General features: G+C 60.1%; 9 protein-coding genes and 1 pseudogene. 9 read left to right on the top strand and 1 reads right to left on the bottom strand.

Translation table 11 applies throughout. The annotated features are described in order from the left end of the window. Nucleotides 1–86: 86 nt before the first annotated feature. The 9 genes from ACWIDW_RS09920 to ACWIDW_RS09960 all read left to right on the top strand — a co-directional run bounded on the left by ACWIDW_RS09920 (nt 87) and on the right by ACWIDW_RS09960 (nt 10,445). Nucleotides 87–1,322 carry a hypothetical protein gene (locus ACWIDW_RS09920; RefSeq protein ID WP_454124919.1) on the top strand — a complete coding sequence of 412 codons (1,236 nt, stop codon included), beginning with the start codon at nt 87–89 and terminating at the stop codon, nt 1,320–1,322. A 122-nt stretch (nt 1,323–1,444) separates the two neighbouring features. After that, nucleotides 1,445–2,884 carry a sugar transferase gene (locus ACWIDW_RS09925; protein ID WP_454124920.1) on the top strand — a complete coding sequence of 480 codons (1,440 nt, stop codon included), beginning with the start codon at nt 1,445–1,447 and terminating at the stop codon, nt 2,882–2,884. Nucleotides 2,885–2,990: 106 nt separating this feature from the next. Further along, a complete protein-coding gene (locus ACWIDW_RS09930) occupies nt 2,991–3,704 on the top strand; it encodes a WecB/TagA/CpsF family glycosyltransferase (protein WP_454124921.1) in 714 nt (237 codons plus the stop codon). Further along, the gene (gene wecB, locus ACWIDW_RS09935; protein WP_454124923.1) at nt 3,701–4,828 is read left to right on the top strand and encodes a non-hydrolyzing UDP-N-acetylglucosamine 2-epimerase; all 1,128 of its coding nucleotides are present in this window, start codon (nt 3,701–3,703) and stop codon (nt 4,826–4,828) included. Before ACWIDW_RS09930 ends, wecB begins: the two co-directional genes overlap by 4 nt. A gap of 532 nt (nt 4,829–5,360) precedes the next feature. Beyond that, on the top strand, nt 5,361–5,930 hold the full coding sequence (locus ACWIDW_RS09940; protein ID WP_454124924.1) for a glycosyltransferase: 570 nt from the start codon (nt 5,361–5,363) through the stop codon (nt 5,928–5,930). Nucleotides 5,931–5,938: 8 nt separating this feature from the next. Beyond that, on the top strand, nt 5,939–7,300 hold the full coding sequence (locus ACWIDW_RS09945) for a hypothetical protein (protein WP_454124926.1): 1,362 nt from the start codon (nt 5,939–5,941) through the stop codon (nt 7,298–7,300). A 52-nt stretch (nt 7,301–7,352) separates the two neighbouring features. After that, nucleotides 7,353–8,351 carry a polysaccharide pyruvyl transferase family protein gene (locus ACWIDW_RS09950; RefSeq protein ID WP_454124928.1) on the top strand — a complete coding sequence of 333 codons (999 nt, stop codon included), beginning with the start codon at nt 7,353–7,355 and terminating at the stop codon, nt 8,349–8,351. After that, nucleotides 8,335–9,252: a beta-1,6-N-acetylglucosaminyltransferase gene (locus ACWIDW_RS09955; protein WP_454124930.1), complete on the top strand. Its 918-nt coding sequence runs from the start codon at nt 8,335–8,337 to the stop codon at nt 9,250–9,252. Before ACWIDW_RS09950 ends, ACWIDW_RS09955 begins: the two co-directional genes overlap by 17 nt. A gap of 143 nt (nt 9,253–9,395) precedes the next feature. Continuing rightward, the gene (locus ACWIDW_RS09960) at nt 9,396–10,445 is read left to right on the top strand and encodes a hypothetical protein (protein ID WP_454124931.1); all 1,050 of its coding nucleotides are present in this window, start codon (nt 9,396–9,398) and stop codon (nt 10,443–10,445) included. 437 nt (nt 10,446–10,882) lie between these two features. On the opposite strand, the pseudogene ACWIDW_RS09965 reads toward ACWIDW_RS09960, so the two are convergent. After that, nucleotides 10,883–12,183 (bottom strand): annotated as a pseudogene (locus ACWIDW_RS09965) (ISL3 family transposase). Nucleotides 12,184–12,861: the final 678 nt, after the last annotated feature.

The following is a 12,861-nucleotide window of genomic DNA, read 5'->3' on the forward strand; positions in this document are numbered from 1 at the left end:
CCCCGGGTAACCTAGAGACTATCGGCTCGCCCGCGCCGCTCTGACGCGCGCTCGGACGTTTTCACCACCGACCCGAGGCATGCTTCATGGCGACACTGCGCGATCTCTTTCCCGACGGGAAGCGCACGAGCGACTCCGGAAGCCAGCGAGGTGTAGAGCAGCTCGGTGCGGTAGGGGACAAGCTCGAGGCGCTGCTGGGTGATCGCCGCGGCGACCTCGAGGTGACGCACCGGGTGTCAGATCGCCACGCGCTCTCTGCTCTCGTTGACGAGTCCGCTCGACGCCCGGCAGGGGTGGCGGCCACTGCAGCAAAATCGGCCGGCGGTTCGCGAGCCCGCCGACGCGTAGATCTGCTGAACGTCGCAGTTGCGGGCCTGGCCGCCGTTGCCGTGGCGACGACGGCCGTCGTCGGAGCGGTGCAGGCGGCGACGGCGAGCCCCGCGGACGACGCGCTGCAGGCGCTCGCCGCCGACGAGAAGACGATCTCCAGCGCTGAGGCCACCCTTGCTGCCGCTCGACAGCAGATCGCCGACGACGTGGCCGAGGCGGATTCGCGCGCCGAGGCGCTGCGTGCGGCGCTGCCGACCGTCGCCACAGCACCCGACCCCGCCGACATCCCGCCAGGTGAGACCGAGGTGCCCGACGCTGCCGGACGTATCGACATCATCGACCCCGCTGCGCTCGAGAAGGTGTCAGCGTCGATCGACACGTATCGCAGCGAGCTGGCTGCGATCGCACTGCCTTCACTGCCGGAACCTTACGAACACAGCACCGTCGATGACGACTCACTGGTGGATGTCGGCGCCGCCATCGATCGGGCGCAGCAGCACCTGGCCGATGTCGATAGCGCGACCGCCGCGCTGCGAGACGTACGCTCCCATCTGCGCGATCATGAGGCTGCCTTCGCGGCGCAACTGGGAGTGTTCGCGGGGAGCTTTCGCACCGCGGCGGAGAGGATGATCGCCGATCATCCCGACGCTTCGCCCAAGTACAAGGATGCTGTCACCGCAGCCGCCAGCGCTGTCGCTGCAGCTGACCTGCGAACCGACCTCGGCCGGCAGGCACTGGCGCAATACCGTGACGCCGTCTTCGCGCTGGTTGGCGCTCAGGTATACGCCGATCGCGTCCGCGAAGAGCAACGTCAGAGGGTAGAGCGCGAGCAAATCGAGGGCGAGTCCCGCCCGCAGCGGCCATCGATTCCCGGGCCCGCACCGACGCAACCTCCGCCAGATGAGCCGATGCCGAGTGAGCCGGAGCCAACGCAGCCGCCTTCCGGTCCCGGTGGCGGCGACGGAACTGGCGCCGAGGGCGCCAGCGGCTGAACTTTCTGTTCTCAGACTTGAGAGACCTTCGGGGGAGTACGACGTGGGGGAGAGTGTTATGAGCTCGGAGTTGAGCGCGTGATCGTGGACGCTGACCGTTTGACCGCTGACGGTGTTCACCGATGAGCGTCGGCACCCCAGCTTGGGAGGTCCGGTACGGACGCAAGCTGCTGGTCACGGACGTCGTCGTCGTCACTATCGCTGTATTCGGCGCACAAGCAGTGCGGTTCGGGTCGACCCTCGCGGAACTGCAGGTGCCGCTTCCGCGATACGACGAGTTCGCGGTGACCTACGCGATGGTCTCCGCCGGGCTCGTCACAGCGTGGCTGTTCTCGCTCACTGTTGGTGATACCCGACATCCGACGGTCTTCGGCGTAGGGCCCACAGAGTACAAACGAGTGGTCAACTCGACGCTGTTTCTGTTCGGTGCACTCGCCATAGTCGCCTACTTGTTGAAGGCAGACATCGGACGCGGGTACCTGCTGATCGCGTTGCCTCTCGGCCTAGTGCTGCTGCTGCTGTCACGCTGGTTTTGGCGACGCCGCCTGCACTCGCAGCGCGGTCGGGGGAAGAACATGCATCGTACCGTCGTCGTCGGCGAGCGCAACAAGGTCGAGCACGTCATCTCCTCATTGACGCGCGACACTTTCGTCGGTTTTGACATCGCGGGTGTCGTGACCGAGCACGGCACACCGACGGCGCTGCCCGGCGGCGCCCCGGTACTCGGTTCATACGAGGACATCCTTGACGTTGTTCAGGCGGAGGGGGCAGACACGCTCATCATGGTGAGTGCAGACCGCATCTCTCCCCGGCGCCTACGCGAAATTGGCTGGGAACTCGACCAGCGTCGGGTGGACTTGATCGTTGCGGCCTCGCTGACGGATGTCGCCGGTCCGCGGATTCACGCGCGGCCTGTGGCAGGGATGCCGCTCATTCATGTGGACCATCCGCGCTTCACCGGAGGGCGACGCGTCGTCAAGAGAGCATCCGACATCATCGCCAGTTTGATCGGGCTGATCATACTCAGCCCGGTCTTTCTGATCCTCGCCGTCGTGGTGAAGCGCGACAGCGCCGGCCCCGTCCTATTTCGCCAAGACCGCGTTGGGCTCGGCGGAAAGAGCTTCAAAATGCTCAAGTTCAGATCCATGGTGGCCGACGCGGAGGACCGCCTGCCGGGCCTACTGGATCAATCAGACGGAAACGGGGTCTTGTTCAAGATGCACGCAGATCCTCGCGTGACAGCCGTCGGCGCGTGGCTACGCAGATACAGCCTGGACGAGCTACCGCAACTCCTGAACGTCCTGCGCGGCGAAATGTCGTTGGTCGGACCGCGCCCGCCCTTGGCTCACGAGGTCGAACGATATGATCAATGGACGCGCCGTCGTCTGCTGGTTAAGCCTGGCATCACAGGGCTGTGGCAGGTGAGCGGCCGTAGCGATTTGTCTTGGGATGACAGCGTCAGGCTCGATCTTTACTACGTCGAGAATTGGTCGCTAGTGGGCGACATCCTCATCATCGTACGCACAATTCGAGTCGTGGCCTTTCCTTCTGGCGCATATTGAGGTTGTTGCGCTACGTCTTGTCCCTGCCCCAACGACTAAGGCTAATCTTCAAATGACCCCCCCTTCCCGCGTTCGCGTTCTAGATGTTCCCATATCGCCGCTAGACATGTCTGCGACTCTTGGTCTTGCAGAACAATACATTGAGAGTGGACAATTCGCGCACCTGATGGGTGTCAATGCCGATAAGCTATTGCAGATTCGAGCGATGCCTTGGATGGCTGATGTCGTAGAGCGATCAGAAGTTGTGAACGCCGACGGCGCGTCGATGGTGCTAGCCGCCAAATGGCTGGGCGTGAACGTACCGGAGAGGGTGGCCGGGATTGATTTGATGCAGCACCTCTGCGCGTTAGCAGTCGAGCGGCAATACTCGATATTCCTGCTGGGCGCGCGACCCGATGTGGTTCACGGGGCCCGCCAAAACCTAGAGTCACAATACGCTGGCATCCGAATAGTAGGTGCTCGTGACGGATACTTCGAGGAAGGCGAGTACCCGCAAGTCGCACAGATGCTTCGCGCGCTCAAGCCAGATATCGTCTTCGTCGGGGTCACCTCGCCCAAGAAAGAGCAGCTGATCGAGTTCTTTCGGCGAGAAAACATCAGCTCTGTCTTCATGGGGGTTGGCGGCTCTTTTGATGTCATCTCCGGCTTGATCCCGCGCGCGCCAGCTTGGATGCAGCGGACGCACTTAGAATGGCTCTTCCGAATGCTCAGAGAGCCTAGAAGGCTAGGTAAGCGCTACATCATTGGTAACATCAGATTTCTGATCATGCTAACGACGGCAAAGATCGCAAATATCAAGGATCTAGGAGAAAAGGCATGATGAAGATTTTGCTCGTGTTCGGTACTCGACCAGAGGCGATCAAGATGTGCCCCGTGGTCAACGAGCTGAAATCCAGGTCGGATGTCTTTGATGTAGTAGTGTGCGTCACCGGCCAACATCGTCAGATGCTCGATCAGGTCTTGGACGTTTTCGGTGTCATCCCGGATCATGATTTGTCGATAATGAAACACGGGCAAGATCTTCTCGACGTTACCACCGAAGTGATGAAGGGCATTCGCCCGATTTTGGCCAGTGAACAGCCCGACTTGGTTCTCGTCCATGGCGACACCACGACCAGCTTCGCAGCGGCGCTTGCGGCATTCTATCTTCGGCTGCCCGTTGGGCATGTCGAAGCGGGATTGCGCACCGGTGACCTGACCGCGCCGTTCCCCGAAGAATTCAACCGGCTTGCCGTTGATGTCGTCGCCGAGTACTACTTTGCGCCGACGGGAACCGCGAAGGAGAACCTGCTCCGAGAAGGCAAACCAGAGCATAATGTGTTCGTCACGGGCAACACCGTGATCGACGCTTTGAAGACCACGGTCGACGTCAACTACGCTCACCCGTTGCTGGAGTGGGTAGGTCAATCACGGATGATCCTCATCACGGCGCATCGGCGCGAGAACCTGGGTGAGCCGATGCGGGCGATGTTCCGGGCGATTCGACGCTTGGCCGATGCGACGCGCGACGCCAAATTCATATTTCCGGTGCACATGAACCCACGCGTGCGGCGCGATGCAGATGACATCCTCGGCAACCACGATCGCATCCGCGTGATAGAGCCCCTGGACGCCGTCGACTTTCACAACTTTATGGCACGGAGTGTGCTTATCCTCACCGACTCAGGTGGAATTCAGGAAGAAGCACCGTCGCTGGGTGTGCCAGTGCTAGTTATGCGCAGCACAACGGAACGCCCAGAAGGCGTCGAGGCCGGTACGCTGCGCCTGGTGGGTACGAACGAAGAATCGATCTTCTCTACTGCCTGGAAACTACTCCACGACGCGGATGCATACGCCGCTATGAGTGGAGCTACCAACCCCTATGGTGACGGCTCCGCGTCCCGAAAGATCGCCGACATCATCTCCAGCCAAGGAACCGCACGTCATGCCCAGACGCCGCTATGACCGTATAGTCGCGCATCAGATCGATCCGGATAGTCCTGCCGCCGGTGGCGTAGACTCTGTGCTCCGAGACTTGCTTGCCGGAGCACCCGACGACCAACGTGTGCTTGTACTAGGAGTCAGCAGAGCGAGCCCGCTTTTTCGGATAGTTTCTAGAACGATCGGCGATCGTACTTTCGATTTTATGCCGGTGGCACGCTTGCACACTATGGACCGCCGGGCGATAGTTCCTCACTCAGTACGTGTGGCTATAGGAGCATTGTTGCCGCTCCTGCTGCTCTCTACGCGATCAACGACCATCGAGGCGCATCGTTTCGAATTAGCTTTCGTTGCTTCTTTCGTTCGTCGGAAGAAGCATGTGATGTTCGCCCACACTCATCCGCTCGCGTACACGGGTTCGACCAGCGACAGCTTCTGGCGTCACGCACCTCGCGCTTACCGACTAGTCGAATCACGAGCATTGAAACGATCCGGAACTACAGTCGTGTTCAGCGGAGTAGGCGCAAAGTACTACAGTGCGAGATACCCCAACGTGATGCGAGCATTCACCTGGTACAACGACAAAGAGTTTTTTCTGCGCAGTAGCGAGCGACGTGAGAAACAGATCTTGTGGGTAGGGCGTCTGGAAAGCCCGAAAGACCCTCTGCTCGCGTTGGAGGTCCTGAGCGAACTCCTTCGGCGTACCCGACAAGACTGGCAACTGGTGATGATTGGAGACGGCTCATTGCTCTCTCAAGTGGATGCGTCGGTTCGATCCCGTAACCTGGAAGAGAGGGTACGACTGTTGGGCGCTATGACACGGGCTGAGGTTGCCGCGCAACTGGAGCAATCGACGGCGCTTTTGATGACCTCCCGATTTGAGGGTAGCCCGGTAGTCCTGTATGAAGCAATGGCAGTTGGAACTCCTGTCGTTGCTTCGCCTAACGCTGATCCAGATCAAGTCATCGTTCACGGATTGAATGGAATGCGGTGTGAAGACAGCGCTTCAGGACTAGCGGATGGACTCTCCAACCTACGCGCTTTGAGTCCCGAGGAAATCGCACGATCGGTTGCGCATCGATCAATGGCTCAGTCGGTTCCTCGCATCTGGGCCGCCACTCGATGATGTTGGCTATGATCATCGCAGCCGCAGTGGCCTGCTTCGTCCTCGCGGCGAAATGGCCGAAACAGTTTGTCTTATTGGGAGTCCTGGTGTCGGTATTCAGTGACACCATTGTGCTTCATACCGGTCTCGAGCAAGCGAGTCTGCTAGACGAGGCTTTCGTCTCGTTCGCTCTGACGGTGTTCCCAATAAAACGACTTGCCAGCGGACGGCCGTTGCGCGTCATGAATGAGTTCTCTTGGTTAGGTCTGGTTGTCGTCGCCGGAATTGCAGGCTCTATCATCCATGCCGTGCCGCCAACGGTCGCTGCCCTGGGTGGAATTCTTCTCCTGAAATGGTTCTTGCTGAGCTATGCCGTTGCGCAGGTAGATTGGAATCCCCAGGACATCAGAGTCGCGTTGCGGGCCGGATCCATTATTGCCGTCGCTGTCCTCTCTATGGGATTTGTCAACCTGTTGGCGCCGGAATCGTGGACTGCTACCTTCTCAGGTACAGGGAGAGCCGATAATCGTTTCGGCCAAGCGTCGCTAATAGGGCCATTCACTCACCCTTCCACGTTTGCCTCGGTAACCGCATTGATTGCGATTGCGGCTGCGGCGTACAATAGCGTGGTGAAACGCCGATGGGGGGCATCGCTGCTCCTAGTCGCCTCAGTGGTTTTTTCCGTTCTTGCGTTCCGAAGGAGACTCTGGGTGGCGCTGGGCACCGGACTAGCAAGCATTTGGGTCCGGGGTCGCTCAAGGGTTGGGTTCGTCATCGCCGTTGTTCTCATACTGCCGATCGTTGCCGTGGTCAGCGGCGATTTCTTCGGTGGCGTCGTTGCTAGAATAGCGTCTGACTACTTGACTGATGCTGCCGAGCTGGCCACGGCCCGGACTGTCATGACTGTGGACGCTTTCAGCATCGCTGCAGCAAGTTTTCCCTTTGGGGTGGGGCTTGGACGTTTCGGTAGTTACACCGCGGCCCTCTTTTATAGCCCCGAATACGTTGCCCGCGGGTATTCCTTCATCTATGGCCTTTCGCCGGAAGGTCACGGCAGTGGGGCATTCCTAACTGACACATTCTGGCCTTCGCTCATCGGCGAGACAGGCTGGAGCGGAGCAATCGCATTCGGTCTTGCGTTGTTCTGTTCCTGGAATAGATTTCGTAGGCTCCAGCGCCACCGGTTCGAGGCCCACGTTCGCTGGGTAGGCACTGCTGGCGCTGGGGCGCTCCTCTTCTTCCTGGTGGACTCCATCGCGAGCCCCGCGTTTACTGCAGTCTTGGCCTCAATCTTGTTCAGCATCGTCGGCGTCGCGGTCAGCTTAGACTCGCGAGGCCCGGGATCACCGGTGTCAAGCCCGGAGCAAGAACTGGTTCCCGTGCGCCGGTGACGGTCAAAAGCCCAGTGTCGGTCCGCCCGTCCAAAAGTCTCCTGGAGAGTATATGAGTAGTAAGACTGTACTTGAGCAGATCCGAGCAGAGTCGAGAGCGGCTCTGTCTTCAGCTCTCGGCTTTCGGCCTCGAAAGTTGATTTTGTTGGACATTCCGCGCCATCGCAATTTGGGCGACTCCCTGATTTGGGCGGGACAGCTCCAGTACTTTTCCGAACTGGGTTGTGAGGTCATATATGAAGCGGATCACTCGCAGTACTCATTGCGCGAAATTTCGAGATTGGATCCTTCTGCAGTCATCATGCTGCAAGGCGGCGGCAATTTTGGCAGTCTTTATCCAGAACACCATCAGTTTCGTCTTCGTGTAATCCGGGAGAATCCCAGTAGGGAGATAGTCCAGCTACCTCAATCCGCGTATTTCGGGGGTGAGGTCGACGAGGTCACGGCCGCGACGATGGAGAGCCACCCCGCCCTCACAGTGTTCGTCCGTGATGGACAGAGTCTTCGTCTCCTCAATGAGCAGCTACCCGGCACTCGGATCCGATTCTGTCATGACATGGCGCTAGGGCTTCGGGCTTCGGAGCGTCCTGAGTGGATCGGGCCTGGCAGTAGAATAGTGTGCGTTGCCCGCAATGATAAAGAAGCGACTGCCGCAGACTCCAAGTTCGCTGGCCTGCCAGACTGGTCGAATGGCGGGTGGATGAATAATTCGCTCTGGCACAGCGCGAGACTCGTGGGAGGGCTTTTTCGACGTCTACCTACTCCGATCTCTATCAGGAACCGCGTGCTTCGGGGCCTCAACCGTGTGCTTCTTGAACTTAACCTTCGTGCTGCTATTCGCGGGTATCAGGAATCACGAGCGGTCGTTACCAATCGTTTACATGGTCACGTTCTCGCCTGCTTGCTGGGCTTGCCGAGCTTCATTTCTGACAACAGCTACGGAAAGATTTCGGCGCTCATTGATGCGTCAACTGCTCGCCTCAACGCGGCGAAAGTTTTCGATTCTCTAGAGTCCGCTATGTTGGCTGCGAGGAATGATGCAGAATCATAACGTCACCTATGTGGTGCTAGCTCACCAAGATCCGAGGACGCTCAACTTTCTCCTGTCATTATTGCACGATCGTCGTGTCCTCGTCTGCGTTCCTCAAGGAGCAAGGCTGTCGCCGAAGGACGTGGACGCGCGTCCTTCTCACGTCGTTCGTCGATCCGCGGTTCGCGCCCGCTGGGGAGGGTTCAGCCTGGTGCGGCTGACACTGGATGCGATTAGCATGGCTATGCGTGAATTCGGCGAGCCGGATCAGCAAATTGTGTTGCTCTCGGGTCAATGTGTCCCCGTTCGACCGATTGCCGATTTTGAGGATTGGCTTTTCAGCACGCCAATGCGTGTGATAGCAAACTCGGTGCCCCTGACGTCTGATGCACGTGCGTGGAGTCTTTCGAGCCGCCGGCTCTCCCGTCGCTACTTTTTTGATGCGGGCATGGGTGCATTACTATCCCTGTCCAAAGGGCGTGTGCATAAAGCTATCAAGCGTATTGCGTTACGCGCGTACGTACCGGTACGTCACCCGGACAACCTTCCCGCCTTCGCTGGCTCACAGTGGATCAGCCTGCCATTCGCTGCCGCGAAGGACCTACTGCGGGCGCATGAGGCCGGAGAATTGTCTCGATACCACCACATTTTCGCGCCCGACGAGGTGGCACTGCAAACCTGGTTGCGGCAGAGCCGTTGGTCTCGTGCTCGTCGGGTTATAGAGACTTCGCCGGAGCCCAGGTCCATCGCGGAGGTTGCAAATTTCCACTATCTCCGAACGTCGATGGCGGGCTACTTGACAGTGGAGGAGTTGCAGACTGCGAGTGCGCAGGGTTTTTATTTTGCGCGTAAAGTCTCTGTGCCTCAGGATGCACGCATCGCGTCTGCAATTAGATTGCTCGTCTCGTCGGAGACACCGTGATGTGTCCTGAGAGGGCGAGGACCTCCTCATCTCGGAACGGGATTGCAGTATTTGGTGACGTCGCGACTGTCGCTCTCGCGTCCTTGGCCGCAACGTGGTCCGCCGCACAAACGCTGTCTCCCGCAGAGTTCGGTGTCTTCGGAGTGGCGTTCACGCTGGTTTCCATTTTGCAAGCCTTCTTTCAAGGCGGCCTAGGAGATTTGGTACTTCGCACTGACGGTCGAGTTGGAGGCCGCGAGATGCGACGCCTCGAGTGGGTTTCCCCTTTTGCCGCTGCGTCGAGCGTGAGCGGCGTTCTGCTTATCGACTTTGGCAAACAGGAGATATTGGGCAGTGTGCTGCTCGGGGTTGGCTTGGCATGGTTTTTTTCACGCTTGGCTCTATGTCGGTCGATCTTCGCCTCGCAAAATCAAACTTGGCGAGCAGTCGTTATGAATGTTGCGTTTCTTGCGGGATCGACGGCATCTGTTCTTGCGGTGACATTGGGAGGCGCCACTTTCGCCGAGTCTATGGCACTTGTTGTCGTTGGATTTATTGTTAGTTGGTTGTTGAGTATCGGCCCGATTCGGCGGTGGACACGGAGCACCTCTGAGTCCAAGCAGGCCGGTGCGATTCGGCTGGGTCTCGAAGCGGCATTGATCGGAGGTAGTGCTCAGTTAGCGAACGTGCTGGTTGTGATCCCTCTGGGTCTTGACTTCGCAGCAGCCATGCGAGTAGCGTCAATGCTGCTTGGTCCTGCTAACTCCTTGCTGACAGCGAGTCGCTATATTCTTTTCCCGACGTTTCGGAAGGCGAGCAATTCGCAGCTATTTGGCAAAGCTCTACGCATCGCGCTCTCACTGGCCTCGTTGACCGTTCTGTGGGTGGCTTTATCGGGAACAGTTCTTGCCTTGGTGCCGGATTTAGTCGCGGGCGCCAGCGCGTCGGTTGCGCAGTCTTTCTTTCTGTGGTTCGGTATCGGTGCTGGTCTGCAAGGTTTCTATTGGGGACTATTTCTTGCGTGTAGGAGTCGATTCCTCGATCTTGCTATCACGCGAGGTAGGGGTGTCATTCTCGTTTCAACTGTCGGGGCGGTTGCTGTGGTTATGGTATTTCCCCAGCCGTGGATATTCTTCGCTGGTATGTTCATGGGGCAGTTGGGGTCTTCACTGATCCTGCTCTTAGCTCTCCTGCGACAGCGGCGAGCGCGATAGCGCCCCTCATTGGTGCATATCCGACGGTTTGTGGATCTGTCCAGCTGTCCAAAGGTCCAGCTCGCCAAAGGGTGTGGCCATCGAGAATGGTGCGAGCCCGTCCTCTACCAATGTCGTTCTGAAGTGTGCCTACGAACCATCCACTCTCTGAAACAAGGATGCACGACATGTGTTGTCGACCCCATCACGCGCGTGTCGCCGGTAAGCGGGCGCTCGGCCGTCCTTGGATGAAGCTGAGAAGCGATCGGCGCGGATCCTGCATTGAAGTGTTGTCGATGCTGCGCGAACGGTCCCTGGTCCAGGGGAGGGTACTAGGACGGCGCGAGATCGTCGGGTCTGTAGCTGCTCCAGCGAGATGGTGACGGGGATCAAAGCCGTTAGGGATCGTCTGGGCTGTCGAGGACGTTGGAAAACCCGGCCAAAACGACGTTTGAAAACTAGGCCACCCAGAGCAGATTGGGGGCTCTTCGGACATTCGGTGGGGGGTCATGGGGGAGGCCGCCTGCGGCGAGGAGCATGCGGAGGCGGTAGTTGTCGCGGTTGCGGTAGCCGCGGGCGAGGCGTCGGTGGAGCTCGATGATCCCATTCACGGCTTCGGTGCCACCGTTCGATGAGCGACCGGTGGTGAAGTAGGCCAGGAACGCGTCGCGCCAGCGGCGGAGAGTGCGGCCGAGGCGGGCGATCTCCGGGATCGGGCAGGTGTGGAACGTGTCGATGACCTTCTGCGCGATCCGCCGCCCCTCGGCGAGGTCCTTCACGTGGTAGGCGGCGCGGAGCTGCTGTGCGCACTGCCAGGCGACGAACACCTCGTCGTGCGCAGGGTCGGTTTCGATCGCGGCGGTGAGCCTGCTGCGCTGTTTGTCGGTGAGATTCTCGGCTCCGGCGCGGAGGATGGTCTGGATCCCGTAGAGTGGGTCGCCTTGCGGCCGCGATGGCCGAGCGTGTCTTGCTGGATGCGGCGGCGGACCTCGTCAACGGCGGCGATGCCCAACTTCACTACGTGGAACGCGTCGAGCACGGCGACGGCGTCGTCGAGCTTGTCGTCGATCGCGGTCTTGTAGCCGGCGAACGGATCCAACGCGGCGACCTTCACGTTCCTCCGAAACGCATCGCCTCGACCCTCGAGCCAGGTCGCATACGCCTTCCCGGAGCGGCCAGGCACCAGATCCAGCAGTCGCGCTCTGGTCTCCCCGTCGCTGTCGCGGCTCAGGTCGACCATCCCGGTCAGCTCCTTCGGTCCGCGCTTGCGGGGGTCGACGTGATGCCACACATGCTCGTCGACGCCCAGCGTGGTGACGTTCTCGAACCGGGACTCGTCGGCGGCGAGCTTCACGAGCTCTGGTTCGACGGCCCGCCACACCGTCTTCCACGATGTCCCGAGCTGACGGGCGAGTCCGGCGATGGTCGCGTGCTCGCGACGCAGTTGCCCGATCGCCCAGCTGATGGCTCGCTTGGTGATCGACCCGCGGGCGGCGACCAGCCCAGGGATCTGCTCGACGAACGTCTTTCGCGGATAGTCGGCGTCGCCACACCGGAAGACGCGTTGCCGCCACACGACCCGCACCCGGAACACACCGGGCACGTCATGCAACACCCGCCGGCGTTGCCCCCGACCGACAGCGACAACTCCGCGTCCCGGGCACCCGGCTGGCACCGGCGGGCTCGAGACCGTGACGACGAGCAGATCATCGCGGCGATCGACGCGCTCAACATGCATGCCCTCCAGGCCGAGCAGCAGGTCGCAGCGGGAACACGGACAGGTCGCGGGGCGCGCATCAGCGCACCCCGAAGTAGGGTGAAGCTCGTCGAGGTCCTCGGGGTCGATCAGGTTGTTAGCGCTTCTGATCCTCGAGGACCTCGACCCCTACCCGCCGACCATCACCCGGCGCACCTCACCCCCACCGGATGTCCGAAGAGCCCTCAAAGGAGCCAGCTACCGGCTCCGCGGACGAGGCATCGACAGCCTCCCCAGCATCAAGACGCAAGATCCGGCAGACTGACAACACGACAACATGGTGGCCTAGATTTCGCCCGTCGTTTTGGTCGGCTCTTCAACCGTCGTCTACATGGGCAACAGCATTCGAAACAGGTTCGTCGGTAACACTTACTACGGAGCTCAAGAGCGCCACGCACGAAGGCCGAAGACGAGGCGTGGGGAATGGTTAGAGGAGCCCGAGCGGCACGGAAAGCACGATGTTGGTGAGAACTCGAAGATGGTTGCGCCCGAGGTCGCTTTGATGCCGGTGAGGTCGCTGTTGTAACGGGCTATCGCCAAGACGACGCCCGTCGCTCTCGGCGCCCTGGCTGCCGGCAGCCAGACGATCAGACCCAGGGTGATGGCGTAGGGGGTGAGGAGGAGGCGGGCGGCAAGGGTCGTCCGTATCCGGGGTGGCCGGGGCTCATCGGGGTCTTCATC

The organism is Microbacterium sp. NPDC055312 (genome assembly GCF_053645675.1).

Excerpts from the sequence above, each read along its gene's own strand:
- ACWIDW_RS09920 (WP_454124919.1), top strand. The coding sequence starts at position 87 with ATGGCGACACTGCGCGATCTCTTTCCCGACGGGAAGCGCACGAGCGAC.
- ACWIDW_RS09925 (WP_454124920.1), top strand. The coding sequence starts at position 1,445 with ATGAGCGTCGGCACCCCAGCTTGGGAGGTCCGGTACGGACGCAAGCTG.
- ACWIDW_RS09930 (WP_454124921.1), top strand. The coding sequence starts at position 2,991 with ATGTCTGCGACTCTTGGTCTTGCAGAACAATACATTGAGAGTGGACAA.
- wecB (WP_454124923.1), top strand. The coding sequence starts at position 3,701 with ATGATGAAGATTTTGCTCGTGTTCGGTACTCGACCAGAGGCGATCAAG.
- ACWIDW_RS09940 (WP_454124924.1), top strand. The coding sequence starts at position 5,361 with ATGCGAGCATTCACCTGGTACAACGACAAAGAGTTTTTTCTGCGCAGT.
- ACWIDW_RS09945 (WP_454124926.1), top strand. The coding sequence starts at position 5,939 with ATGATCATCGCAGCCGCAGTGGCCTGCTTCGTCCTCGCGGCGAAATGG.
- ACWIDW_RS09950 (WP_454124928.1), top strand. The coding sequence starts at position 7,353 with ATGAGTAGTAAGACTGTACTTGAGCAGATCCGAGCAGAGTCGAGAGCG.
- ACWIDW_RS09955 (WP_454124930.1), top strand. The coding sequence starts at position 8,335 with ATGATGCAGAATCATAACGTCACCTATGTGGTGCTAGCTCACCAAGAT.